This window comes from Parachlamydia acanthamoebae (genome assembly GCF_000875975.1).
In the GTDB taxonomy this organism is placed as follows: Bacteria; Chlamydiota; Chlamydiia; order Chlamydiales; family Parachlamydiaceae; genus Parachlamydia; species Parachlamydia acanthamoebae.
In genome coordinates this window covers 194122-219701 of the sequence record NZ_BAWW01000003.1, presented here as the reverse complement: position 1 = coordinate 219701, position 25580 = coordinate 194122, and the positions used below count along the sequence as shown (strand labels likewise).

Below are 25580 nucleotides of genomic sequence, written 5' to 3'. Positions count from 1 at the left end.
ACGAAGTTTCCGATTGTAAACAAGAAGATTACAGAGGCCTCTCCATATATTTGAGATATTCTTTGAAAATCGCGTCATTTTTGAGATTTCAACTTAGATAGCCGGACTCATGGCTTGTAGTTATTTTCAATAAGTCTTTGAAAGGTTATTTAGAGAAGGTAATATTTAAGAACGGGGCTTTCGATTCCATGCTTGGAATATAAGCCTTGTTAGGCAAGTGGGCGAGTTGCTCAATATTTTGAGACTAAAAAAAAAGTGAGAAGGGAAGCCCTTCTCACTTGAAAGAATCAAACTGTTCTAATCAAATTAGAACGCGTAACGAAGTCCAAGAGTAACTGGAACGGATAATACTGGTCCAGTTTTGCCATGGATGATAAGAGGAACTGGCAGTGCAGGGTTAATTACGCTGCTTCCTTCGCCTTCATCAGCATTTGTTGGTCTCCAATCTCCTGACCAGATAGCTTCTGCTTTTACAGTCACTGATAGGCAAGAAGAAAGATCCCAATTCACACCGGCATGGAGTCCACCGCTAATTGTTGTATCAGACTTGAAGCGTGTATGTCTGTGACCAAAGCCTGAAGATCCTCCAGTAACAGTTGTGCGAGTTGATCCACGGATTTTATCACGAGTGATCAAACCAACTTTACCACCAAAGAATGGTGTGAAACTGCAGAAAATTGGGCAAAGGTAATAACGTGTTCCTAAGTAGAAATCGAAAGCACGATATTGGCTAACTCTTTCTCTTGAAGATGCGGAAATATCGCTTCTTCTGTGATGATGACGTTTTCCACAAGCTTGTGTATAGTCAAAATCAGCAAAAACTTCAAGACGATCGCAGAACATGTAGCCTAATTCGATGCCTACATTCCATGGCAGATCAAAAATTTTGCAGAATTTTGGTGTTTTAAAGCTTTCTGGGACTTCAAAGAATGGGCCTAAGTGGTTGAAATAAAGGTCTCTGCCTTTACGTTGAAACCAAGTTGGGGATACACCACCGTTAATGCTGACGCTCCATTTGCATTCATCATAAGGTGTTCCGTAATCGCAGCAACCAAAGTCGTAATCAAAAGCTGAAAGGCTTTGAGTTGACGTGAATAAAATAGTCAAAAACAAAAAACTTGCATAGATCGTTGATTTAAATTTCATAATTTCCCTCAATTTTCATAAATTGCCTCACAAGATAAGTTTGTGAACCTGAGTGAGCTTTTATCAAAATAATTTATAATTCACAAGCATAAAAAGTGAAAAAAAATAAAAAAATTTAAAAAAAGCCTTCTCAGGCCCGTTTGAAAGGGGATTTTATTTTTAATATTTTTTTTGTTTGTTTAATTTCCAAACTTTTGATAGGCGAGCGAGCTGCCTAATTGTTGCAAAATATATTGCCCAAGTAGGGTATTGCTCACATTTTTGTTGGCCATAATGACCAGACCAATTTGAAGTTCGGGAATAAAACCCATGAACGTTGCAAAGCCTGTCACCCCCCCGTTTTTCGTGTAAAGGGAATAGGAACCGAAGTCTGTCTTCATCCAAGACATCACTTGAGTCTTATTGGCACCCATTTTGAAATTTCCTGTTTCTGTGAGATAAATCGCTTCTGCGATTTTGCTGGGTGTTCCAGGCAGATTTAGGCAGGCGGCCAAAAATTTTCGCATGTCAGCAGCACTCGATCGCAAGGCCCCAGCCGCTTGCATAAGTGTAATAGGCCATTTTTCTGCTGGATTGCCATTCTTATCATATCCTTGAGCGTAATCAGCCTGCCATTGTTGCGGAACTACTAAAAAAGTGTGGTTCATTTGTAGTGGATTTAAGAGATTTCTTGACAGGAGATTAAAATAGTTTTTTTGAAATACGTTCTCCAAGGCTAGTCCTAAAATTCCAAAACCAAAATTTGAATACTTATAATGAGTTCCAGGGCTATGTGTCGGATGCCAATTGCGTAGATATTTCACGATATCTGCATAGGTTTTACGATCTTTTTCTGGTATAACACGCATAAAACCAGAGGTATGTGTAGCGAGATGTTGAAAAGTCACTTTTGAAAAAGGACCCGTGAATTCACGCAATCCTGGCAAATATCTTGCCACAGGATCCGAAAGTTTAATTTTTCCATCTAAGACTTCTATGGCTAACAAAATAGCAGTGAAAGATTTTGTAATAGAGCCTAATTCAAAGATTGTATTTTCTGTAATTGGTTTTTTTGAACGCAGATTTGCGCTTCCAAAAGGAAGGAAGTAGGGTTTTCCTTGATAATAAAGAACAACTGCAATTCCAGGGATGTTGTTTTTTTGTTGATATTGCAGAACAGCTTTTTCAACTAATTGAATATGAAAAGATTTTTGTTTTATATGGGATTCAGTGCTGAATAGTGGAGATTTTAAAAAGAATAAAAGGGTAAAGAAGTATATAATTTTGAATAATCCCACTATAAGAACCTGCGGAGTGTTGTTTAATCTAACTCTTTTCTTACAAGGAATTTATTTTAATGTCTTTTAAAATCAGTAAAAACTTTAAATTATTCTTAGGTTTAATTTTTTTAGTCATTTGCGAGTGTTTAATTTTCTCATCTATTTTTTTTTAGCTGTTTGCAAATCTGCAATCCACTTTCTATAATTTCTTTAATCTTAGTTAATTCGCTGGATAATCCACGATTTTCATATGTTAAGTTATCCTTGCTGTCTTTTAAACTTTCAAAACATTAACCTTCCGCTCATTATTCTCATTTCTTCAGTTTTTGCATTCGTGACATCTTTTTGTGATTTATTAACATTTGGAAGGTGTACAGAGTATAATTTCTATTATATTATCTATGAATTCAAGTTTTTCCAGTGTTTATTTTTTCTGGCTTCTCTATTCACAACTTTATCGGTATTCACGCCCCTTCTTTAGTTGCGAGTTTTTTTTGCGTCTTCCCTGATATTTGGGATCTCTTGAAAAACAGCTTCTCCAACTGCAATCTGATCCTTTACTTTATCGGGATGGCATATAAAGTAAAGTTTTTTTGTTGCTCGGTCTACGTCACTTTCAGTAAACTTGCCCGATTCTCTTTCAGAGAATCAAAATTTTTATGCTTATTATTTAATGGGATTTATCTAAGATTTTTTGATAGGACACGAACTTTATTAATGAGTGTATTCATCGTGATATTTTGATTATCTCCGACAGAAAACTTTCTTCCTCTTTTTAGTGAAAAGCTCGCTTTAGCATGTTCAATATCATTTTTTAATTTAGATATATCTTTGTGAACTGTGCTTACATTTGGTAAGGGCGAATTTAAAAATCTCTTTTACATTGTTTATTATAACTTAATGCTGAGGTTATTATACATCGCTCTAAGTGTTTCGCAAAAAACCGCCAGCTTGCATGTTCCATAACGTGGCATATTGGCCGTTTAGTTTAAGTAATTCAATATGAGTGCCTTGTTCAATAATTTTGCCATGACTGAAGACAAGAATCCGATCCATATGAAAGAGCGTTGACAGGCGATGGGCGATCACGATCGTCGTTCTTTTTTGCATCAAGAGAAGAAGGCTTTCTTGAATGTAATGTTCTGTTACAGAGTCTAAAGAAGAAGTCGCTTCATCTAAGATGAGAATCGGGGCATTTTTTAATAATGCACGTGCGATGGCAATCCGTTGTCTTTGCCCCCCTGAAAGTTTGATGCCTCGCTCTCCGACAAGCGTATTGTATTGTTGAGGCAATTTATCGATGAATTCATGGCAATTCGCCTGGATCGAGCAGGTAATCACTTGTTCATCTGTCGCGTCCAAACGGCCATATCGAATGTTTTCCATAAGAGTTCGATGAAAAAGAATGGGGTCTTGTGGAATCATGGAAACTTGACTGCGCAGAGACTCTTGCGTGACATCCGCTATGTTCTGATCATCGATCAGAATTTGTCCGGATTGAATATCAAAAAAGCGCAAGATCAAATTGACAAAAGAGCTTTTACCACTTCCCGAGAACCCTACGAGTCCAACTTTTTCCCCAGCCCGAATGGTCACCGATTTGTTCATGAAAATGGGAGGTCTTTTTTTATAGTGAAAGTGCACTTTGTTGAAACGAATTTCACCTTTCGTGACATGTAGGAGAGGGGCATCGAATTTGTCGACAAGACCATGTGGAGGAGAAATAATCGATAAAGCTTGTGTGCACGTGCCAATGTCTTCAGAAAATTCAGAAATATTGTTTGCCAGGAAGAAAAAACCTTCGATAATCCACATAGTTAAAGTTAAAACCAGGGCAAAGTCACCGACTGTAACGTTGTTTTTGGAACGCTCATAAATCAATAGCCAAGTCATGCAACCCACTAAACAGGTAATTGAGAGTGTATAGAAACATTTGACTTTCAGCAAATACCATTGAAGGTTCTGGTCTTTCGTGACAGTATCTTTTAGAGCTTCCTGTAGATAACGGCTTTCATATTTTTCATGTGCAAATAATTTAATATTTAAAATATTTGACAGGCTATCGACAATTTTACCTGTGATAGAGCTTCGTGCATATGAAAAAGTCTCTGCGTATTCTTGAGATTTTCTGGCGAGAAGTAAGGAAATGGAGATAAAGAGAACGCCCCAAGTAATTAAAATATAAGAAAAGTAAGGATTGATAAAATAGAGTGTAATGGATCCCGTCACTAGCGAAAGCAGATGAGCTGCATATTGGATTGAATTGGTGATCAGAGTTGTCATACTCTTAGCCATGTCATTAATCTTATTCGTCAAGCTACCTGAAAAATGATGTTGAAAATATTCATAAGAATGTTTTTCAACATAATCAAACATCTCCTGAGTAATTTGGGCTTTCATCTGAGGGATCATTTTTAAGATTAGCCAATCATTAAAACGAAAGACGATTCCGATGCTTAGTCCAAGTCCAACATAGAAAATAGCGGGAAATAGTAAGGCATTAAAAAGTTGTGTTGGGTTTGTTGAAGTATCATTCACACGGTCAATAATCACTTTGAGAGCATAGGGGCTTAAAGAAAAACTGGCTGCCCAGTAGCAGGCAACTAGAATTAAACCAACAATTTTAAGCGGTTGCTTTGCGAGAAAATGGCGGATGAATTTGGGGAATGTGGAGGGGAGCTTTGCCATAACCGACCTTTTTGAGCAGGAGCTTAATTAAGTCTATTATGTAATTGAAATATGATTCATTTTACACAAAAAAAGAAGAAGGAACGGTTCATCTTTTAAAATGAACCATTCTTTATCGAATTATAGGGCTTCTTTCACTGTTTCCCATGCACTGATATAGCGGATATTGTTTTCCGACAAATCATGGATGACCTCTGATCTTTGCAAAATTTCATTTGGAAGATTCAGGGCTGGATTATTTCTGACTTTTGGACTAAGGTATTGGGCTGCAGCAGTATTTGGAGAAATAAAGAAAACAAATTCCATATTTTCTGCCGCTCTTTTGGGCTCTAGAAGAAAGTTAATGAAGGCATGTGCAAGTTGCACTTCTGGCGCATGTTTGGGAATAATAATTTCATCAATCGATATAGCCGTTCCCTCTTGAGGGTATAAAATGCCAATATTTGCATCTTCTTGCATAACTTGGATCAGATCCCCACTGTAACCTTGTACGACTAGGTATTCAGCGCTCGCAATTCCATTTTTGTATTGCTCACTGTCAAATTTGGCTAGGTTACGTTTCCAGTTAATGAGGGTGGAAGCTGCTTGTGCAATTTGAAAGTCATCCGTCGAATTTAAACTATAGCCGAGACTTTTGAGTGCCGCACCCAAAGCTTCTCGTACATCATTTAACATGGTCATGCGACCTTTCAGATCCCGCCGTGCAAAAATTTCCCACGTAGGGGAGACACGCTGAACTTTATCAATTCTATATCCGATACCTGTATAACTCACCATGTAAGGCACTGCTAGTTCAAGAGCTTGTGCTCCACCTGGAATTGGGAAGTTTAAATCGACATATTTCAGATTGGGAATTAGCGAAGGATCAATTTTTTGGAGCAGCCCTTGCTTATGCATCATTTCCACATAGTAGCTACTTGGAAAAATGATATCGTACCCTGTAGCCCCGGCTTTCAATTTGGCATACATCGCTTCATTAGACTCAAAGGTATCTAAGACAACTTTGCAATTAAATGTATGTTCGAACTCTTCGATGATCCCCGGCTTGATATAGTCGGACCAGCAGTAAACGTGCAGCTCTTTTCGGTTGGAATTGCAGGCTGTCAGCAAAAGCAATAAGCCTGTTATTGCGTAAAGCATATAATTTCTCATATCGTTTCTCCTTTGGTTAAATGCTGGGTAATCCAGGCGAGGGCAAATGTCACAACAAGTAGAATAGTGGAAAGCGCATTAATAAGAGGAGTTGATCCGAATTTAATCATCCCATAGACATAAATCGGAAGTGTTGTGGACCCTGGTCCTGCCACAAAAGAGCTCACAATGTAGTCATCGAGAGACATTGTGAATGCTAACAGAGCTCCTGAAATAATTCCTGGAGCAAGTAAAGGAGCGAGAATTCGACGTGCAATGGTTCCCCAGCCAGCCCCTAAGTCTTGAGCGGCTTCGATCACAGCAAAGTCAAAATTTTGCAATTTTGACCACACAACCATCGTCACATAGCTAATACAGAAAGTTGTATGAGCAACAAAAATGGTGAATAAGCTCAATGGAATTTTGCTCATCACAAAAAAGAGGAGTAAGCTCATTCCCATCAGGATGTCGGGAATGACTAGGGGGGAATAAATAAGGGCGTATTGAATTTGTTGAATGCGAGACTTATAGCGATAGAGTCCAAACGCAGCAGCCGTTCCCATTACTGTGGAAATAATCGTGGCGCTTAACCCCACAATCAAAGAGTTTTGGACCGCATTCCAAATGGCTCTTTCGTGAAATAATTTTTCATACCACTTAAGAGAAAACCCAGTCCAAACCCCTCCAAATCGTGATTCATTAAAGGAGTTAACCATCAAAATGACGATGGGAAGATAAAGGAATAACAAAACCAAAATGGTGGCAATTAGAGGAACACGACTCCGTTTCATTTTCCTCTCCTGATAAAGAATTTACGCTTTTGTACCCGTCTTTGCAGCCATGCAATGGATGCCATGGGAACTAAAACAGCAATCGTTAGCAAAGCGGAAAGAGCACTAGCTTGAGGAAGATTGCGATCGGTAAACGTTTTTTGCACAATCTTATTCCCAATCATTTCACTGCTCGGTCCTCCCACTACGTCAGGAATCACATAAGATCCTAAAGAAGGAATAAAGACCATTAGAATCGCTGTGACTAATCCTTTTTTGATGCCTGGGATAAAAACTTTAAGAAAAGCCTGAAAACGATGTAAGCCGAGATCAAGAGCGGCTTCAATGAGCTGAAAATTAAATTTTGAAGCGGCTGCATAGATCGGTAAAATGGCAAAAGGAAGATAAGAATAAACCATGACCAGTAAAACAGCCCCAGAATTGTAAAGCAAAACAGTGTCTTCGGATACCAAATGAAAAAATAAAAGAATCCGCTTGGCCATGCCTTCGGGGTGTAACAGCGATTTCCATGCAAAAATCCGCACAATAAAGCTGCTCCAAAAGGGGAGAATCGTGAGTAGTAATAAAAGATATCTGACTTGTGCATTGGCACGGGCAAGATAATATCCCATGGGGAGGGCAAGCAGGCAGCAAATAGCTGTTGTCAAAATGCTTAACCAAATGGTGCGCCAAACGATCGCATAGTAACTCGCCGTATTTAAGCTTTTAAAGGTCTCAAGCGTCCAGCCTTCGCCTACGCCTCCATAAAAATCGAAAGGCTTAAAGGCTAAAGCGAAAATAATGAGGGTTGGAACTAAAAAGAAAATGAATAGCCATATGAGTGATGGAAGGGTGACTAAAAGTTCACCCAAACGAGATTTCAAAAACTTCATTCGAAATCCTCTTCCATTTCATTTTCGGAGCTTCCTACTTTTTCGGGTGGAAGTTGAGTGAGATTTTCGTCAGAAGCATGCCATATTTTTAGCATGTAACCATCATCTGCATGCCAATGGATCCAGACTTTTTCGCCCCAGGTAATGGGCGTTTGATCCAATAAAAAACGGTTATGCTGCAATGAAATCGCAATTCGATAATCGCCTGTCCGCACCCAATAATTGGTGTGATCCCCTTTATAAATGATGTCGTCTACCATGCCTTCAAAAAGGTTCTGGCGTTCATGATGCTGCGGTTTCTCACGTGAAATATGAATTTTTTCGGGGCGTACACTTAAGTGCGCTTGATCTCCGATGTTGAGATGCTTATCGTTAAAGCACAAGACGTCGGCCAAGCCTTCTAACTTGAGTTGGCAATAATCGCGATTGATGTGTTGAATGACGGTTCCATCTAAAAAGTTGGTGTCGCCAATAAAGGCTGCGACAAAGCTACTTTCAGGGGCTTCATAAAGTTCGACAGGCGTTCCAATTTGCTCAACTTTACCCTGATGCATCACTGCAATCCGGTCGCTCACTGCCATCGCTTCAGTTTGGTCATGTGTCACAAAAAGGAAGGTGATGCCCACTTCATCATGAATTAAATCGATTTCAAAGAGCATTTTTTGACGAAGTTTGAGGTCTAAAGCAGAAAGAGGCTCATCCAATAATAATAAACGTGGCTTGTTAATCAGCGCGCGTGCAATGGCGACTCGTTGTTTTTGGCCTCCACTGATTTGATCGGGCCTTTTATGGGCCTGTTCTTCCAGTTGGATTAATTTTAACATCCGCTCCACTTCATGCTGAATCTCGTTAGCAGGGCGTTTAGCGACACGCAGGCCAAAAGCTATATTTTCCCAGAGACTCAGGTGCGGAAATAACGCATAATTTTGAAAAACGGTATTAACCGGTCGCTTATATGGAGGAAGTCGTGTGATATCTTGTCCATCTAAAAGAATGCGGCCTGAGTCCGGAAGCTCAAAACCCGCTACCAAACGTAAAAGCGTTGTTTTCCCACAACCACTTGGGCCTAAAAGAGAAAAGAAATTCCCGCTTTCAACCGTGAATGAAACGTTGTCAAGCGCAACTACATCCCCATATTTTTTAGATACTTTTTCAAATTCAAGCTTACCCCACATTCCACAAAACCTTATTGTGCTAATTTTTTTTAGATTAAATGAACTCCAAAAGTGTAACAAACAACGCCCTCCTGTGCAACACATTTAGTCCAAAAAGAAATCTTTCAAGACAAAAATGGATCATTTAATGAAGAACTTTTTTTGTTTATGAATAAAAAATAAATACACTAATTTGTTTGTAAGGAAAATATAAATTATATTATTTCGTAAGGTATAATAAAAGAAGAGAAGAAAGGCTTAACACAAGGGTCCAAAAATGAAACCCTTTAAAACATTAGTTGATGTCATTCACTACATCGCAGAGCAAAAAAATCCAAAGGCTTTAAACCATTTGGAAAATGAGCAATGGAAAGCTTTTTCATCTTCAGATTTTGTTACTTCGGTAAAATATCTGACACTCTATCTCAATACCTTACAATTTAATAGGGGGGAGCGCATCGGAATTATGGCACCCTGCTCGGCTTTTTGGACCATCGCCGATTTTGCCATTTTGCTTGCTGGTGGAATTTCGGTGCCCCTTTTTGCGAATATCTCTCATGAAAATTTTGAATATGAAGTCGATCAGGCTGAAATCAAGGTTTTATTCATTTCAGGCGAAGAGCAATGGAAAATGTTGCATGCTCACCAAGGACATTTCAAACAAATCATTGCTTTCGATGAAAAGCCCAACGCTTTAACGCTTTCCGAAGCCTATCGAATTGGAAAAGAAATTGATGCAAAGGATCCCGATTTATATCCGTCTTTGCTATCCAAAATGACAGAAAAAGATGTCGCGACGATTATTTTTACGAGTGGAAGCACAGGCTTACCGAAAGGTGTCGAGCTCACCCAAACAAGTTTAGTGAGTTTATTGCACATAGATCCTTTTTACTGGAATCCTAAAACCGACCGATATTTAAGTGTATTGCCGTTAGCCCATATTTTTGCGCGTGCGTTAAATCTCATTATGGTTGCTTGGGGGATTAGCGTGTACTATTTAGCAGATGTCAAGAAATTGGGAGAAGCGGCTCAGCAGGTAAAGCCATCTCTGATGATTTTAGTCCCCCGTATCTTAGAAAAGATTCAAGCGAATATGTGGGCAAAAGTGAATGCAGGAAATTTTATGACGCGCTTGATAGGAAGGTGGGCTTTGAGATTAGCTGCTCAAAAAGAGTCTTCATTTTGGAGGCAGATCTTTCATCCGATAGCAGATACATTGGTATATTCTCGCTTACGAGAAGCTTTTGGCAATCGACTTCGCCTCATCATTTCGGGAGGTGCGCATCTGAATCCCGATGTTTACCATTTTTTTCTGGCCATTGGCTTTCCTGTTTATGAGGGGTATGGATTAACCGAGGCCGCCACCGTCTCTTGCAATCGCTTTAATCGAATCAAAGTAGGAACAATTGGTCTTCCCTTTGAAGGCATGACTGTTTCGCTCACTCCAGAAGGTGAGCTTTTAGTCAAAGGGGGATTGGTCATGAAAGGGTATTACAAAAGCCCTGAAGCTACACAAAATGCTTTCACAGAAGATGGCTGGTTGCGGACAGGAGATCGTGCACAAATTGACGAAGAAGGCTTTATTACAATTTTAGGCCGATTAAAAGAACTTTTCAAGACCACAAAAGGCGAATACATCTCACCCGTTCCCATTGAACAAGCTCTCGCCAAAGATCGTTTGGTTGATATGGCCATTATCATTGCGGATTCGAGGAAATATGCAACATGTCTTATTTTTCCTGACTTTGAAGCCGTAAAAAAAATACAAAAAAAATTAAACAAAGAGCAGATCCCTATGGAAGAATTTTTACAGGGAGCAGAAATCAAGCAGCATATGCATAAGCTCTTGGTTTCTATTAATAAACATTTAAACCATTGGGAAGAACTTCATGATTTTCGAGTCGTTGCGGAACACCCATCGATAGAAGGGGGCGAACTTACTCCAACCATGAAACTACGCCGAGAGGTTATAGAGAAAAAATATGAAGATCTGATCAATAGCATGTATTTCGAGGAGTTGGTATGAAGGAAAGACTTGCCATTATTGAAGGAATTAGGACCCCCTTTTGCAAAGCAAATGAGGTCCTGAGACATCTGGAGGCAGATGATTTAGGTGCTTTTGCTGTTCGTGAATTGTTGGCTAGGATGCCTATTCCAAAAGATAAAATTGATGAACTGATCTTTGGGAATGTGATTGAACCTCCTCATGCCGGTAATGTCGCGCGTGTTGTTGCCGTCAAGGCCGGATTATCCGTTAAAACTCCTGCTTACACTGTGAATAGAAACTGTGCCTCAGGAATGGAAGCCGTTGTAACCGCAGCAAATAAAATCGAAGCTGGCGAAGCCTCCATCATTATAACCGGCGGTACAGAATCGATGAGCCATTTTCCTGTGTTATTTCCTAACCGTATGCGGGAATTTTTGCTTACTTTCAATAAAGCCAAAACATGGAAACAACGTCTTCGAGCGTTGCTCAGTTTTCGTCCTTCGCTGTTAACTCCCCAAATGCCCAAACTTGCAGATCCCCTTTGCAGTCTTTCGATGGGGCAAACGGCTGAAATCTTAGTTCGCCAATTTAAAATTACCCGAGAAGAGCAAGATGCCTTTGCACTGATGAGCCAGCAAAGAGCTCTCGCTGCTCGGGAGAAGCTGGCGGAAGAAATCATCCCGATTCCTTATCCTCCTTTTTTCGATCGGATGCAATTGGTTGATGATGGCCCTCGTGAAGGCACAAGCTTAGAAGGTTTAGCCAAGCTTAAGCCTGCTTTTGACTCATTAACCGGTACAGTTACAGCAGGAAACTCGAGCCAAATAACGGATGGCGCTGTAGCCCTTTTAGTGATGTCAGAATCTAAAGCCAAAGAATTAGGCTTGCAACCGATTGGCTACTTGGTCGAGTATGCTTACGCAGGCCTTGATCCAAGTCGCATGGGGCTTGGGCCTGCTTATTCCATTGCAAAACTTTTGAAAAAAACAGGGAAAAAGTTGCAAGATTTTGATTTAATTGAAATCAATGAAGCTTTTGCCGGGCAGGTAATTGCAGTTGAAAGAGCTCTCAATTCTCCAGAATTTGTAAAAAAAGAGTTAGGAGAAGAGACTGTCATCGGAGAAATAGATCGAAATAAATTGAATGTCAATGGGGGCGCCATTGCTCTAGGCCATCCACTGGGTGCCTCAGGAGCACGTTTAATATTGACTTTGTTAAAAGAATTAAAAAGACGCAAGAAAAATAGCGGACTTGCTGCCCTGTGTATTGGGGGTGGTCAAGGTGAAGCTGTTAGCTTAGAGGTTCAATAAAATGGAAACTGCTTTTACATTTTCACTCCTGCCAGGAGGCATTGGCCAACTCGTTTTTAATCTTCCACATGAAAAAGTGAATGTTTTGTCACCGCCAGTTCTTGAAGAGCTCGAAAATTTAATCGAGCAGCTTGATCCCAGTTCAGGTGTCAAGTTACTCCTCATTACAAGTGGCAAAGAGCATCAGTTTGTAGCGGGAGTTGACCTTAAAAAACTTGAGCCCGTTTTTCAGGATCCTTCCCAAGGGGAAAAAATTTTGGCTTTAGGTCACCGTGTTTATAAAAAGCTTTCAGAATTGCCTTTTCCAACCATTGCCGCCATTGATGGGGCCTGTTTAGGAGGTGGCTTAGAACTCGCACTTGCATGTAAATATCGAATCGTTTCTGATCATCCGAAAACAGCATTAGGCCTTCCAGAGACTCAACTGGGGATCATGCCTGGATGGGGAGGAACGCAGCGTTTACCACGTTTAATTGGGCTTTCATCTGCTTTAGGAATGATTTTAAATGGGAAGACGGTGAATGGTGTAAAAGCGTACAAAATGAAGCTCGCTGATTCTGTCGCTGCTTGGGAGTTTTTTCCTGAAAAAAGTCTGGAATTTGCTCGAAATATTTTAAAACCGGAGTTTGCGCAAAAAGTTTTGAACCGTCGAAAACAAAGTGGCATCCAAAATTTTCTGTTAGAAAAAAATCCGGCAGGAAGAGCTCTTATCTTTTATCAAGCTAAAAAGCAGGTCCTAGACAAAACGCATGGATTTTACCCCGCACCCCTTGTTGCTCTCGAGACAATCAAGCAAACTTACACGCTTCCTCTCAATGAAGGGTTGGAAATCGAGCAGAAAAATTTCGTAGAAAATATTCCCACCAAATTTATGAATGCCAAAAATTTGGTTAAGGTGTTTTTCCAAAATGAATCCCTTAAAAAAGATGCGGGCATTTCTATCCAAGCAACTCCTAGACCCGTGAAATCTGCAGGTGTTTTAGGCGCGGGAACGATGGGTGGAGGTTTAATCTTTTTGTTTAGCTATCATGACATCCCTGTGCGGTTTAAGGATATTAACTGGGAAGCTGTCGCGAAGGGCTACAGCCATGTATACAGCCTGTTCAAAAAGATGATCGAGCTGAAAAAACTCGATAAAGATCAGGCCATCTTAAAGTTTCAACAAGCCAGTGGCACTATCGATTACACGGGCTTTAAACAGCTTGATCTTGTCGTGGAGGCGGCTACGGAAAATTTGGAACTTAAACATACTTTACTTAATGAATTGGAAAGTCAGCTACGGCCAGATGCCATCATCGCCTCTAATACCTCTTCATTAACTATTGCGCAAATGGCATCCGTGATGAAGCATCCTGAACGATTTGTGGGGATGCACTTTTTCAATCCACCCAATCGGATGCCTCTTGTAGAGGTTGTCAAGGGGACCCAAACATCTGATGAAGCCATCGCAACAGCTGTGGAAACATGCCGTCGGTTAGGTCGGACACCTATTGTGGTGGGTGATTGTCAAGGATTTCTCGTGAACCGCATTTTTGTTATGGGAGCTAATGAGATCGTGCGTTTTCTTGAAAAAGGCAATTCAATAGAAAAAATTGAAAAAACTATGCTTGACTTTGGAATGCCCATGGGGCCTTTTCATCTGTCAGATGAAGTTGGAAATGATGTATCTTGCAAAGTTTCTCATATATTTGAAGAGACCTATGGTAAGCGGATGCAAGTTCCAGAACTTATTGAAAGAATGAATCAAAAAGGGCTTTTCGGGAAAAAAACAGAAAAGGGCTTTTATCTTTATGATAGCAAAAAGCCAACAGTTAATCCGGAAGTTCAGAAAATCGTTGAAGTCATCGGACAACCAAAAGAAGAGCTTTCATCCGAAGAAATGGTTGATCGTTCCATCTTTTTAATGATCAACGAAGCGGCACGATGCTTGACCGAAAAGATTGTGCAAAAGCCCTCAGACATTGACATGGCTCTCATTTTGGGAACAGGTTTTCCGCCGTTTAGAGGGGGATTACTTCGTTATGCTGATTCACGTGGAATTCAAACCGTGGTGGATCGACTCAAAGAATTTGAGCAAAAAGAGGGGGCGCGTTTTTCTCCTTGCGAACTCTTACTTGAAATGGCAAAAGAGAATCGCAATTTTTATTGAGGACTTTATGATTGAAAGCACGGAATCGCGATTGACGACATTTGACTTATCGCTTTTGGGATTTAGCTTTGGCAATTTGCTTTTGTGCAAAGTCAGGGAATTGAATCAAGAAGACGATGCGACACTTTACGCAATTGGGTGTGTGGCTAGCATTGTATTGCTTAATGTTGGCATGGTTAGTAAAACTTCGGCACCTGCATTTAAAAAAATCGAATGGATATTTAATCCTTTAGGTTTTGTTGCTTTTATGTCAGCTTGCATTGTGAATGCTGTTGGGCTTAAGGTGATTGCTCAGCAGCCTGTGCTCGTCTTGAAAGCCGCAGTTTTCTCTGCAGCTTGGTGTGGAATGAGACGTTTATACAGTCGGTGCTATCAAAAGAAAAAACCAAGTAAAAATGGTTCTCCTAGTAACGAAAAGTCCTTTAAAAATGATTTAGCCATTATGTCAAGCCCTATTGTACCTCTAGCTTTGACAGGACAGGCCATTCTGCAACGCACTAACTCTATTTTCAGTAGCATTATAACCGGCCTTGTGATGTTTTCTGTCATGGAGTTAAATCGAAATTGGGTTCGTTTTAAAGGAACCCGGACATATTCTTGGGAAATCATTAAAGTTACAATTCCTCTCATTGCTTGCGCAGGTCTAGTTGCGAGCATTATTACACGTTTTTAGGGGATGGTATTCAACCATCTTCTTGATCTAATCATAAAATTGTCAATAATTTGAAGAGAAGATTTGTTTTTAAATTTATGATACATTGGCCTTACTTCCCTAAGTAATTGAAATTAAAAATTTAAAACCAGTTCAAGTAAAATTATTTAATTGAATTTTGATCTGTCTAATTATTTTTCTTTGATTCAATTTGAAAATCGTATGATTTTTCGCTCAATCTTTATTTTTATTAAACAACCCTTTTGGAGGATAAATGACTTCATATGTTCAAGGACCACCGGCTACTATTTTTTTGATGAGAAAACAATGCTTAAATTAACTCAAGAAAGAGATAGGAAAACTTCGAGAGCAAAAGAAGGAAGTTCTATCCTAAGAGAGTCCAGTCTGTTTTAGATAATCAAAAATATGTGGATAAATCAAATTGGGCTGTGACATTTATTGTTGCACATCCAAAATGCTTATGCTGCTCAAATTACAGGCCTGCCAAATTAGTGATTGAGGGAATAAGTGATGGGACAATTCAAAAATATGCAAAAAAAGGAAAACATTTCGTGATTGTTTTCTATGTAGAAACTTTTTATGGAACACTTGAAATAGAGACTCAGTGTATTCCTCAGAAAGATTTAAAATACCAAGAAAAAAGTGGAACATGGGTTAAATCAAGTGCACAAGTCAAGGCAAGGCTTGCTGATGTCGAAAAAGACACGACAAAGCCTTTCAAGTACTCGGTATACAGCGACATGGGCAAGAGAGAAATTGCAAGTTATGGGTGTGACTATGAGCAAAAGCCGGCGTGCGTGGTTTCATGCTAAAACGACAGATTTTACACATCGCCCAAATCGGCGTTCAAATTTTTTGGTTTCTTTGTTTCGAAAAGTTTTCAATGGAGCTAAAAAGAAGTTGAGTAATTTTATACAATTTAATAAAAGCTGCGTTTGACGTGATGATGGGTTCTAATTTATTGCGCCCTTAAAACTTTTTGTTGAAGTGATTCTTAAGATTACTTGCATATGATTTTAAAAATCACTTCCATCGCATAGCTTATGCTTTTTTACGCTTTTGAAGATATATTTAGGTGTATTTAGATAATATGTTTTACCCATTTACCTGAGCTAGATTCTTTTTAAGCATATTATAAGAAATTTAATCCCCAGCAATCATTTTTTTAATAAGTGCTTTAAAAGAGCTTGGCTGAAATTTCCATGTAGTTTACATATGATTGTTTCTTGACGCTTCCCATAAATGGGACAATTAAATTTTCGAGTACTCTGTCAAGGGGGTTTGGATCATCTCTTTTTTTCATTGGAAGAAACGGTCTCTTTAGACTCCTGCGGTTCAATAAATGTGTTAGAGGCTTCTCTATTGTCGAACGCTTGAGGTTTTTTCACAATGATTCATAATCAACTGAATTAGATCAACGGCAAAACAAATCACTTGTCCATACTTTGAAAATAGGGCTCCCAATGCAAGCAATTCTAAAACTATTTTAGCATATCTTTTGTCGTGTCGTGCACAGGCTATTGTGATAGGACGAAGACTACAGGGTGCCAAAACATTTATCATGGCAGTGGCTATATGTACTTCTGCAGAAGAAAACGATTGTTTAATAACTTTTGCTGCAATATTCACAATAAGTGTTGTCGAAGTTCTAAAAGTTTGTGCATTTGGCCAATTTGTGGGAATTTCCCAGAAAGAAGAACTGGTGACTGCCATATGTGACCTATGGGTAACAGGTTCAGGATGTAAGAGGGGAGCACGAGTACACAAGTTCTGCTAGAAATGTGTAGAGTTTTTGAACTGTACCGGAAAATGTAAGCATTTGCGCTTTCATGCTCTACCTTGACTTCTAAGGTGTCATGATGTTACCGAGTGGATTTTTAAACTTAAACGAAAAATGTTCTCTAGTTCTTTTGGGAAATGGTATTTTTTGGCTTGAGTTGAACTACACAAATTGAACTTTTTCATGTGGCGAAACGCAAGGTTGAATCTTGAATTTTTTTTGGAAGTGCAATTGAAAACGCGTGTCTGTAGTTATGTTAAGGAAGATAATTAATCCTACTTGATGGGCCTGGTTCCTGAAATCGTATGATGACTCCAGGAACCAATCAAACTTACTGGTTTGTCTGTACTGGTAGACTCTCATTTAAAGTCTTATAGGCTAATTCAACCTCTTCAAGCATATCTTTAATAAGTTCTGCAAAAGCACCAGAAGAAATTTTTTGTATTTTTTTGGTGTGATTATTTTTTAGCTTTTCATATTGTGCCGTGATGTAATCGATGTTATGGGCTTCTTCCTCTGGGATATTTAAAATTTTGAGAGCCTCTACAGGATTCTTTGGATCTAATTTATCTTTCCATTTAAAAGTGCTGAAAAGCTCTGTCGCTTGTCGTTTAACTGGAACCATTTCTTGACTGTTAGATTCCTGAGATTTCTCATAAAAATTCAACGCCTCACTGATAAGATCCACAGCTAAGCAAACGATTTGTCCGTAGGTGGGAGGGGAAAGGAGAGATCCCAATGCCAATAATTCTAGAGCCACTCTCGTATACCTTTTATCATAAAGAGCACATCCAATTGTGATTGGCCGGATGCAGCATGCTCCTAACGCATTTATTGTACTTGTAGCTAAATGAACTCCAACAGAACAAAGCGACGATTGAATGGCTTTTGCAGCAATGTTCACGATAAGGGTTGTTGAAGTCCTTAATGTTTGTGTGTTTGGCCAAGAGGTCGGAAGTTTCCAGAAAAATGAATTGGTGATTGTTGTCATGGTGTATCCTTTAAGATATTTGATTCGAGACGCAGGGGAGGGACAGGTGTATCGTGGTAAACATTGAGCTCTGCCAAAAATGTTGAAACCTTAATGTAAACTCCCTGGTCATCGCTGGAAAGTGTGAGTTTTTTTGTCTTCAAAGTTCCCCACTGACTTTTTTGTGCAATTATCATATTTCTTATTTCGAGCAGGTATAACTTTATTTGGCGAAGATCAATACCTTCTCTGTAGAGCTTTTTTTCAAATATTTCTAAAATGGATTGCTCATTCTCTAAGACAATTTCTCGACACTCCAGAAGGTCTGTTAACTCTATTAAAAAATGGCGAATGCTCCTTTTTAAAAGGTTGTGATAGCATTCTCCTCTAGGAATAGGTCCAAAAGGGATGATTTCCAATCTACCTAAAAATTCGGGAGAATAGCTTCCTTCAGTATTCGAAGTTGCCCTAGCATTAAGTTTTCTAAATAATTCTTTGATTTCAGCAATGTTTTTCCTTTGTCCAAAAGCTTTTAAAACATGTGTTTGAAATAGATTTGATGTGCAAATGAGCACACAGTTTTTGAGATTGTATTGTATACATACGTTTTTATCTTTCTTTGTGTAGTTAAAAACGCAATATCCCTCATCAAAAAGGGTCAAAAGTGACTGCTTAACTTGAGCATGCGATTTTTCTAATTCATCAAAGACGATGACAACATCATGCAATTCGTAGGTCTCTTTTGAACCTTCTGTTTTAACCAAAACAGGAGAAAATCGTTCAAAGTCTTTACCTAAGGGCGGGAGATCTGAAGCTCCAAGATACCCTGTAGAGGAACCAAAAAGTTTAGTAATGCTACTTTCATGTGTAAATTGTTGCATTGTCAGAATAATGATACGGTCATTTTTAAGGCCAGCCACAGCTTTCGCTAATTCTGTTTTACCCACACCTGTTGGGCCTACATATAAATAAACCTGATTGGTGGATTTTGCTTTTGGTAAGCTAAGTAGAGCCGCCATCTCAGAAATCGCATGTTCTTGTCCTGCGACTCGTTTTTTTAATTCTTTTTTTATCCGATCATAAGCGACATCGGCCTTTTTAAGGCCTTCATCGAGCTCATTTTGCGCTTTTTCTTCGAGGATTTTATCGTAAACATTAGGATAAAATTGCTTTAATTTTTTTAAGAAAAGAGTTTTTTCATTTTGTGATAAATGTTGATGCTTTTCAAAAAGTTCTCGGAAATAGATTAAATCTCTTTCACACAGGTTGTTTTTTATGCTTTCAGGATCTAATCCTAATTCTTTTAAAATATTAATTTGATGCGAAGTTTCTAAATAACTAAGAATGATGTCAGCACATTTGCAGTTGTACTTATTCTCGTACATAATGCGAGTAAATCTTTGCCAATTTGAAAGTGGTTTGAATAAAGAAAATCTGCTCGGATCTAACGTTATGGCTTCAAGAGAAGTATTAGTCACCCTATTTAGGTTAATCTGTTCTAGCATTTCAACAATGCTAGCGTAAAATTCTTTTGGGTCTACTCCAGAGCTTAGAGACACAAGAGGTGTGTCTGGATGTAGTCTTATATTGAACGTAAAAGATTGCGATTCATCAAAATTAATTTTTGCTTTGGCACCGGGGAATATTTCTGTCGCAACATTAAATATATCCACTGGATCATATAGGGCTAAAGGTTTTTGCATGTTCAGGCTCTTGTTTGTTTTCAAATTCATGGTCGCTATTTACTTAGTCCCATTTACGTTCACGATAGATAAAGTCTTTAAGCACATTTAAAAATGTTGTTAGCTCAGTGAAGCTCTCTATGGCATGTTCTCCTAAATCCATACTAGTATCTGGATGTAGTTCTTTAGATAGCGCCTTCCAAGCATTATCAACGTCCTCTTTTGTTGGATTGTCTTCAAGTCCTAAGGCTTCGTAAGCACCCTTTAATTCAATTTGCACGGTAGGTGAAGAGGGAGGGCGATTATCTTTCTGGTTCATCGCTTCATACATATCGGTACCCACCAAACTGATGTCAATAAGCATTGAAACTGCTGTTCCCCAGATAGGGATCATTGCAAATGCACCAGAAACTATTTCTCCTACACCTCTAATCCATTCCCCATTGTAAAAGCGATAACAACCGAGCGCAATACCTATAGCAAGGCTTACAAAAGGAATTTTTTTAGCAATGCTTTTGCCCAAAGCTTTTCCTGCTTCTTTAGTACCTTCTTTAGTAAGGATCCCTGCTAGAGCCTTACATAAGGAAATGGTAATATGTTTACCACCAACTTTAACCACGACTTTTGATAAAGCTCCCACGATTGTCCAAGGGTCTAAATTCTTTAGTTGCCGCAGAAAATTAATTTCCCTTTTTTGTAATTGCAGCTCTTTTTTAAAATCGACCGATTGTTGGTATTGTCTTAAGCGATCGATGGAAAGTTTGCTAACTGCTGTTGTGAGTTCAGCATTTTTCACCTCATAGTTATCGATTTTTTCTTTCAACTTTTCCTGTGCAGAGAGAATCTCGGCCTTTTTCTTTTTTTCTGCATGATAACTAATGATCATGTCTTTTATTTGGCTGTCAATTTCTAACGTATCGATTCCATGCTCTCCACTAGCGCTACCTGCAGGGCAATTTTTTCCCCCGTTTTCGAACCATGCTTCTAAACGTTTTTTTTCGAATTGATGGTTTTGCATGCAACACACTGGGTTTGTAAGCAGCGTGTTCGTAAAAAATGTGTCTTTGATCTCTCGCTGAGCATCTGAAGGGGCATGTTGCTTGTGGGTTAAAGACACTGTTTGAGCATTGAAAATAAGAATTTGTACCGGATGTTTAATAAATTTATTTTTTAGTGTTTCTCTAGTGACTTTAAAAGTTGGGATGAAAGCAGTTTCTGAACGCTCTTTATTTTCTTTGAGAAAATTTAGAATAATATCCGTAAATTTTTCAATTTCATCAGAATTTGCTGAAAACTTAAATCTATATATTTTTCTTCCTTGAACGGATATTGGTTGAAAAGTCGTGAAATCTGTCGATTCGCTGAATCGATCTAAAACTGCAGGAATCATGATGCTCCTCTATAAAATTTAAACTAAAAAAATGAAACATAACTTTTCTTTGAGATTTTTGTATATTTTTTTTTCATAAAAAAACATTTGATGTTTTGAAAAGTAAAGATTCTTAATCATTTGGGAGCTTATTAAACTTAGAAAGATAGGCAAATTTTTAATGTATAGGGTTATAGAGAGGGGGCAACACGAGTCTAAATTGATCAAGAGTTTTTTTAAAATAGTTCTATCAGACCTTTCTCTTTCCAACGCAGCAAATATTGGAGAACAAGATCAGCTGGAGCCTGGATGTCTTTGGCTATCTGCTCAACAAAACATTCTTGGGGAAGGATAGGGAGCAGGTCCATCAAAAGACGCAGCTTTTTCTGATCTTCATCGACCGATATTCCAAATGCTCTTTGACCAGGTTCTACATAAAGATCGTATGCGGGATTTGCAGTTGCAACGACGCCTGAGAACTTTTTACGCATCAAGGTTTGTTGATCAAGTATTTCAATTGTTTCGAGAAGCATAGACACAGATTCATCTAAGGCTTTTTGATCGATAATGGAAGGGTTGTCTAAATCAGAATGGTATTCGGGGTAAGGAAAGCGGGAAATGCTAGACATTGGAATTCCATAGCTCTCCCATACCATCTCATCGTTACAAATCACACTACGAAAAGCACCTTCTCGAAAGCCCGACTTATTTTTAAGAAGATGTGCCAGAATACTTTCTAACTGACCTTTTTCACGATGAGAATATTGCAAAGCAAGAGGGGTGTTTGAACCAAGCATCTCTAAAAAAATCGATTCCAAAACATTTTTTTGTGTTTCAGGCGACTTTCCTAAGTAATAGGCAGAGCCGATGATTTCTTGCACTAGTACAAATTTGTATGTGAATTTGGTTTTTTTTGGAAGAAGGCGATAAAAAAGTTCCACTCCCACGGCTACGCCGGCGAGATCGTCATTCGCCATACCACCATGATCAAGGTGTGCAACAAAAACAAAAGTTTCTGGATTTTCTCCAGCATGTGTGTGTTCCGCAACTTTTAAATACCCTTCAGACTCTTGCGTGACGAGTTTGACTTCATATGTCCCCTCAGTCAATGAGTTATAAAAGTCTTGTGTTACACAAAATCCCCAATCTCTACTCCATGGACGATAGTTCTGTCTGAAATGGTAGGGGACGGCTTGTGGAAAGCGGGCATCAAAGTGAAGATGCTTTTTGAGTGTATCTAAAGAAACTGTTCCTGAAAAGTTTGTAGATAATCCAATCACGTTCAGAGGAGTGGTCGATTGAAAAATGCACTGTCCATCTTTCCAAATTTCTCCTTTTATCAAATCCCATTTGGGAGGAATCGTCCAACCATTGAAAATATCATTTGCAGGATAAGTGTAAATTTTTAAAGGAATTAAAGCGTTGATGTGATCTAAGCAAAAGTCATAGTCGGTCGAGCAAAAATTGCGGTTTCTCTGCCAAAGATCACAGATCAGATCGTAAGCTAAAGAATGAGGCATGGTCGTTTCCTTCATTTAGGGACTCCATCAAAGGGGATTTGTCCGGCAATAAATTTTGGTGGGGCTTGTAAGAATGCGTAGATATTGTTTTCTAAATATTTGACACCTTCTTGAAAGGTATCTTCGGTGGACACGGATAAAATATTTCCTTTTCCTACAGATATCGAGCGAGCTAATCCTCTTTGCAAGAGAAGGCTTTCAAAAGGTTTTAAGTTATATTCAATTCCATAATTTAAGTAACGTACAGCACTTACAGGGTATCCAGGAATAGGATTGTCTCCACGTGTTACTGGATAGGGATAGACTTTAAAGTATAAATGAGGGACTCCAACTTCTTGTTCGATGTGGTGCACATAAGTCATTGTTTCCATTCCAATTCCAATAAAAACCATTTTTGCATTCAGCGAGTGTAAACGATGCCAAGGCGAATTGATTCCGTAACCACTTAAGGAATTACCTCCTGAAATATATTCAGCATGAGGGCCAATTGCCGCAATACTTTGAAGGGGATTTCCACTGCGAACTTTTCCTTGTAAGGTGCAAATATGTGCACTGAATGCTCCCAAAGATTTGGATACAGGGGAGTATTCCGTATCAAAGGGAATGCCATGTCTTGCATATTCATAAAAATAAGCGGGAACAGCGATGGTTCCTTTTTTGCCAAGAATACTCTGAAAAGCATTTAGATAAAAATTTAAAATAGCTTCCCGATTTTTAGCTTGCTCAGGGATTCCCAATCGCAATAAATCACTATGAACGAGAACCACATCTCCTTCACAAATGCCTAGTTGCCTGAATCCAGTTTGAATTGTTTCCTGATTGAGCTGTAGCATGGTTAATCCTTTAGACTGAAAGTCCGCCATCGACGACAAGGGTTTGGCCTGTAATAAATCTTCCTTTTTCTGAAAGCAAAAATTCGACCAACGGTGCGACATCATCAAACTCTGCTAGCCGGCCTAAAGGTGTTCTTCGCACGATGGTTTGCTGTTGGTCAGATGAAAGTGAAGAGGAAAGATCTGTTACCATATAGCCCGGGGCGACCACATTCGCTGTAATCTGTTTAGAACCGACTTCTCTCGCTAAACTGCGCGTCATGCCTTCTAAAGCGGCCTTTGTGGAGGAGTAAACTACCAGTCCCTTTGCTCCACGAGTTCCTGCTACAGAACTGATTGAGAGGATTCTGCCGGGTGTATGTGAGGTCAGCATATTGCGCAAGCAGAGACGAGTTAATAGCAACGCTCCAGTTAAGTTGACTGTTAGCATTTTTTCGATTTCAATTTCTGGCAAGGTAGCGAAGATCCCATCGACGGCGACAGCAGCATTATTAATCACGCCATAGATGTTTCCTTGAATGGAAATCGCCTGTTCACAAAATTGTTCAAGCTGTTCCGAATGGGAGTTATCCACACAGGCAAAGTAATAGTGATTTGGGTAATGATTTTGTAAAAGTTGAACATCGGGAGTTGCATAACGACTAAAAGTACTGACTTTGTAACCCTGTTCCAGCAAATACTTAGACAAAGCCAATCCTAGCCCTTTCGAACCTCCTGAGAGGATGAGATGTTTAGAGGAGATCGCGGATTTTTTTTCCATTACTTGAGATTGCAAAGTGGTCTACCCTCCGAATAAGATGAGGAATTTTATAATCCTCTAAAATTTTTTTTAGCTCTTGTTTGATAGCTGCAGGATCAAATATTTTAGATTGTCGCATTTTGATATCTGCCACGATCAAAGAGCCTACAATAGGGCTTTTTCGCGCATAGACAAGGCTATCTTCGACATCTTTTAAGCTATTGATCGCTTGCTCTATTTCTTCTGGAGAGACTTTTCTCCCTCCACTATTGATACGTCCATCTTTACGTCCCACAAAATAAACACGATCTTGTTTAATTTCTACCAAATCACCGGTAGGAATCCATGTGTTGTGTATATTTGGAGCGCTTAGGTAGCCCTCCATTCCGTGGGGAGCTAACACCTCTAACTCATTTTCTGCATTAATGCGCAATTGAGCGCCACTTTTTTCACCTTGATTAAGGAAAGATGTCGGGAAGCCCGCGTCTCTATCTGACACAACAATGGCACTTCCAGTTTCTGTGGAGGCATAAATGTGCGTTAATCGTTGGGGATGAAAAAAAGCCCCAACTAGGTCAATGGTTTGTTGGTCGACAATTTCACCGCCAAGAGTGGCTTGTAGAAGTTTCGGTGGGGTAATGTGGGAAGGCCATGTGGAGATCAGCATCCTCCAAAAGGTAGGAGTCGCTGAGATAATCGAAATTTGATGCTTGAGAATCCCTTCGGCAATTTGCTCAAAATGGTTATCGTCATAATACAAGCTGCCTTGACTGTTTAAAGCAGCGAAAAAAACTTGCAGGCCGGCATAAGACCAAGGTGCATAGCTTAATAACCAGCTTTTCTTGTGCAGATAGCTAGGCACAAAATGAGAAGGAGTTTGGATAGCTTCCCACTTATGCAGGGCAATTTTGGGCTCTCCCAGCGTTCCTGAAGTAAAAATACCTAAACGCGGTTCTGAAGGGGTGCCCACATTTTGAGAAAACTCAATGGAGTTGTCTTCACTTAAGTAAAGAGAGATTGGCCATTCGTGTAATAACTTTTGAATCTGGAAATCAAGTACAATTAAAGGGCAAACATATAAAGCGATTTGAAGGTCTCTTGCGGCAATGATCGCTGCAAAAAGCGATCGTACATTTGATGTTCGAATGAGAATTGTAGTGTGGTGGCCAAAAAGGGCTTTATGCTTGCGTACATCTTCTTCAAATGCATCTTTAGAAACGGTTTGATCAAACAAAAAGAGAAAATCAGTTGTCATAGAGTGTTGCGAGTTCCTCTATGGTAGAGAAAGGAATAAAGCCATTTTTAAACGGATCCTTACCGGATTTTTCTTCGAGCTTGACCACGACAATGGCAAGGTCTAGGGAATCTAAAGATGTATCGGTTAAAATGCGTGTATCAGCTTTAAGAGGTGTAAACGCCTTTTGTTGCTCTTGCGTAACCTCTTGGATGGTTTGGATGACTAATTCAATGGATTGTGACGATGGCATTCCTGCTCCGGGTAGCATTAACTGAGTATGTGGCAATATA

At 39.2% G+C, this 25580-nt stretch carries 21 protein-coding genes; 5 read left to right on the top strand and 16 right to left on the bottom strand.

Going from position 1 to position 25580, the window contains the following annotated elements; all coding sequences use genetic code 11:
* Positions 1 to 306 precede the first annotated feature (306 nt).
* From AOM43_RS02125 to AOM43_RS02095, 7 genes are all read right to left on the bottom strand, one after another.
* Positions 307 to 1146, bottom strand: a complete 840-nt coding sequence (locus tag AOM43_RS02125; RefSeq protein WP_006342298.1) for a hypothetical protein — start codon at positions 1144 to 1146, stop codon at positions 307 to 309.
* A 179-nt stretch (positions 1147 to 1325) separates the two neighbouring features.
* Positions 1326 to 2423 carry a serine hydrolase gene (locus AOM43_RS02120; RefSeq protein ID WP_059358828.1) on the bottom strand — a complete coding sequence of 366 codons (1098 nt, stop codon included), beginning with the start codon at positions 2421 to 2423 and terminating at the stop codon, positions 1326 to 1328.
* A 906-nt stretch (positions 2424 to 3329) separates the two neighbouring features.
* Positions 3330 to 5093 (bottom strand): ABC transporter ATP-binding protein, encoded by a 1764-nt coding sequence (locus tag AOM43_RS02115; RefSeq protein ID WP_006342296.1) that lies wholly within the window; start codon positions 5091 to 5093, stop codon positions 3330 to 3332.
* A gap of 120 nt (positions 5094 to 5213) precedes the next feature.
* The gene (locus AOM43_RS02110; protein ID WP_013924553.1) at positions 5214 to 6245 is read right to left on the bottom strand and encodes an ABC transporter substrate-binding protein; all 1032 of its coding nucleotides are present in this window, start codon (positions 6243 to 6245) and stop codon (positions 5214 to 5216) included.
* On the bottom strand, positions 6242 to 7015 hold the full coding sequence (locus tag AOM43_RS02105; protein WP_006342294.1) for an ABC transporter permease: 774 nt from the start codon (positions 7013 to 7015) through the stop codon (positions 6242 to 6244). Before AOM43_RS02105 ends, AOM43_RS02110 begins: the two co-directional genes overlap by 4 nt.
* Complete coding sequence (locus AOM43_RS02100; protein WP_006342293.1) at positions 7012 to 7887, bottom strand: ABC transporter permease; 876 nt, start codon at positions 7885 to 7887, stop codon at positions 7012 to 7014. Before AOM43_RS02100 ends, AOM43_RS02105 begins: the two co-directional genes overlap by 4 nt.
* On the bottom strand, positions 7884 to 9062 hold the full coding sequence (locus AOM43_RS02095; protein ID WP_006342292.1) for an ABC transporter ATP-binding protein: 1179 nt from the start codon (positions 9060 to 9062) through the stop codon (positions 7884 to 7886). The genes AOM43_RS02100 and AOM43_RS02095 overlap by 4 nt, the downstream gene beginning before the upstream one ends.
* A gap of 256 nt (positions 9063 to 9318) precedes the next feature.
* Between AOM43_RS02095 and AOM43_RS02090 the strand changes: the two genes are divergently transcribed.
* From AOM43_RS02090 to AOM43_RS02070, 5 genes are all read left to right on the top strand, one after another.
* A complete protein-coding gene (locus AOM43_RS02090) occupies positions 9319 to 11067 on the top strand; it encodes an AMP-dependent synthetase/ligase (RefSeq protein ID WP_013924554.1) in 1749 nt (582 codons plus the stop codon).
* Positions 11064 to 12338: a thiolase family protein gene (locus AOM43_RS02085; RefSeq protein WP_006342290.1), complete on the top strand. Its 1275-nt coding sequence runs from the start codon at positions 11064 to 11066 to the stop codon at positions 12336 to 12338. The genes AOM43_RS02090 and AOM43_RS02085 overlap by 4 nt, the downstream gene beginning before the upstream one ends.
* 1 nt (position 12339) lies before the next feature.
* Positions 12340 to 14487 carry a 3-hydroxyacyl-CoA dehydrogenase NAD-binding domain-containing protein gene (locus tag AOM43_RS02080; RefSeq protein WP_059358826.1) on the top strand — a complete coding sequence of 716 codons (2148 nt, stop codon included), beginning with the start codon at positions 12340 to 12342 and terminating at the stop codon, positions 14485 to 14487.
* A gap of 7 nt (positions 14488 to 14494) precedes the next feature.
* Positions 14495 to 15160, top strand: coding sequence for a hypothetical protein (locus tag AOM43_RS02075; protein ID WP_152618831.1), 666 nt, complete (start codon positions 14495 to 14497; stop codon positions 15158 to 15160).
* A 407-nt stretch (positions 15161 to 15567) separates the two neighbouring features.
* Complete coding sequence (locus tag AOM43_RS02070) at positions 15568 to 15972, top strand: hypothetical protein (RefSeq protein WP_226987363.1); 405 nt, start codon at positions 15568 to 15570, stop codon at positions 15970 to 15972.
* A gap of 547 nt (positions 15973 to 16519) precedes the next feature.
* On the opposite strand, the gene AOM43_RS02065 is transcribed toward AOM43_RS02070, so the two are convergent.
* From AOM43_RS02065 to AOM43_RS02025, 9 genes are all read right to left on the bottom strand, one after another.
* Positions 16520 to 16873: a hypothetical protein gene (locus tag AOM43_RS02065; RefSeq protein WP_013924558.1), complete on the bottom strand. Its 354-nt coding sequence runs from the start codon at positions 16871 to 16873 to the stop codon at positions 16520 to 16522.
* A gap of 398 nt (positions 16874 to 17271) precedes the next feature.
* A complete protein-coding gene (locus AOM43_RS02060; RefSeq protein ID WP_013924560.1) occupies positions 17272 to 17931 on the bottom strand; it encodes a hypothetical protein in 660 nt (219 codons plus the stop codon).
* Positions 17928 to 19613: an AAA family ATPase gene (locus AOM43_RS02055; protein WP_059358822.1), complete on the bottom strand. Its 1686-nt coding sequence runs from the start codon at positions 19611 to 19613 to the stop codon at positions 17928 to 17930. Before AOM43_RS02055 ends, AOM43_RS02060 begins: the two co-directional genes overlap by 4 nt.
* Before the next feature lie 43 nt (positions 19614 to 19656).
* The gene (locus AOM43_RS02050; RefSeq protein ID WP_013924562.1) at positions 19657 to 20982 is read right to left on the bottom strand and encodes a DnaJ domain-containing protein; all 1326 of its coding nucleotides are present in this window, start codon (positions 20980 to 20982) and stop codon (positions 19657 to 19659) included.
* A 215-nt stretch (positions 20983 to 21197) separates the two neighbouring features.
* Positions 21198 to 22481, bottom strand: a complete 1284-nt coding sequence (locus AOM43_RS02045; RefSeq protein ID WP_226987362.1) for a DUF4910 domain-containing protein — start codon at positions 22479 to 22481, stop codon at positions 21198 to 21200.
* An 11-nt stretch (positions 22482 to 22492) separates the two neighbouring features.
* A complete protein-coding gene (locus tag AOM43_RS02040; protein WP_013924563.1) occupies positions 22493 to 23314 on the bottom strand; it encodes an AAC(3) family N-acetyltransferase in 822 nt (273 codons plus the stop codon).
* A 10-nt stretch (positions 23315 to 23324) separates the two neighbouring features.
* On the bottom strand, positions 23325 to 24074 hold the full coding sequence (locus AOM43_RS02035; protein WP_006342276.1) for an SDR family NAD(P)-dependent oxidoreductase: 750 nt from the start codon (positions 24072 to 24074) through the stop codon (positions 23325 to 23327).
* Positions 24046 to 25308, bottom strand: coding sequence for a class I adenylate-forming enzyme family protein (locus tag AOM43_RS02030; protein ID WP_039376398.1), 1263 nt, complete (start codon positions 25306 to 25308; stop codon positions 24046 to 24048). Before AOM43_RS02030 ends, AOM43_RS02035 begins: the two co-directional genes overlap by 29 nt.
* Entirely contained in the window at positions 25298 to 25540 is a 243-nt protein-coding gene (locus AOM43_RS02025; RefSeq protein WP_013924566.1) for a hypothetical protein, read from the bottom strand. The genes AOM43_RS02030 and AOM43_RS02025 overlap by 11 nt, the downstream gene beginning before the upstream one ends.
* Positions 25541 to 25580: the final 40 nt, after the last annotated feature.